This is a genomic window from Rhodococcus sp. MH15, assembly GCF_019266045.1.
GTDB classification, from domain to species: domain Bacteria; phylum Actinomycetota; class Actinomycetes; order Mycobacteriales; family Mycobacteriaceae; genus Rhodococcus_F; species Rhodococcus_F qingshengii.
Map to the genome: position 1 here is coordinate 1 of NZ_LPNP01000004.1, position 1,129 is coordinate 1,129.

Annotated in this window: 1 protein-coding gene; it reads right to left on the bottom strand. The window is 65.5% G+C overall.

The features are described 5' to 3' along the window. Window positions 1–33: 33 nt before the first annotated feature. The coding region (locus tag ATN37_RS00030) for an IS256 family transposase (RefSeq protein ID WP_165639980.1) at window positions 34–1,129 on the bottom strand (1,096 nt) is incomplete at its 5' end.

The following is a 1,129-nucleotide window of genomic DNA, read 5'->3' on the forward strand; positions in this document are numbered from 1 at the left end:
GAGGAATCGTCAAATTCTGTGGATTAAGGTGTGTCAGGCGACCTCGGATACCGGCGTGTCCGGTGACGGTTCCGGGGTGATCTCGACGGGTCGTTCGAGGAGCTTGCCCTTGTGGAACAGCGCACCGGCCCGCACCAACGCCACCAGGTGCGGGGCGTTCACGGCCCGCCAGCGGGCCTGGGCGGCCTCGATCAGCTTGTAGGCCATCGCCATCCCCGCCGCCCGCGACCCCGGGCCCTTTGTCACCTTGGTTCTCAAACGCACTGTCGCAAAAGTCGATTCGATCGGATTTGTCGTGCGCAGATGCACCCAGTGCTCAGCCGGATACCGGAAGAACTCGAGCAGCACGTCGGCGTCGTCGGTGATCTTCGCGACCGCCTTCGGGTACTTCGCGCCGTAATCGATCTCGAATGCCTTGATCGCCACCTGCGCCTTGTCGATGTCCTCGGCGAGGTAGATCTCCTTCATCGCCGCCAACGCACCAGGATGAGCCGACTTCGGCAGCGCAGAAAGAACATTCGCCTGCTTGTGAAACCAGCAGCGCTGTTCCCGCGTTTCCGGGAACACCTCGCGCAGGGCCCGCCAGAACCCCAAGGCACCGTCACCGACCGCCAGCACCGGGGCCCGCATCCCACGCCGGCGGCAATCCCGCAGCAGGTCCGCCCAGGACTCGGTCGATTCCCGGTACCCGTCGGAGAGGGCGACGAGCTCCTTACGGCCGTCGGCGCGGACACCGATCATCACCAACAGGCAAAGTTTCTCCTGCTCGAGACGCACTTTCAGGTGAATACCATCGACCCAGAGATAGACGTAATCCGCCTCCGAGAGATCCCGGGCGGCGAAGGCTCTCGCCTCGTCCTGCCACTGCGTCGTGAGGCGGGTGATCGAACTGGCCGACAGGCCGGCACCGGTGCCGAGGAACTGTTCGAGGGCGGGACCGAAGTCGCTGGTCGAGAGCCCGTGCAGGTACAGCAGCGGCAGCACCTCGGACACCTGCGCGGATTTGCGGGCCCATGCCGGCAGGATCGTCGAGGAGAACCGCCTACGTTCACCGGTGTCGGGGTCGACGCGCTTGTCATTGACCCGCGGCGCCTTCACCGCCACCGCGCCGGCGGCGGTGACCACCTCG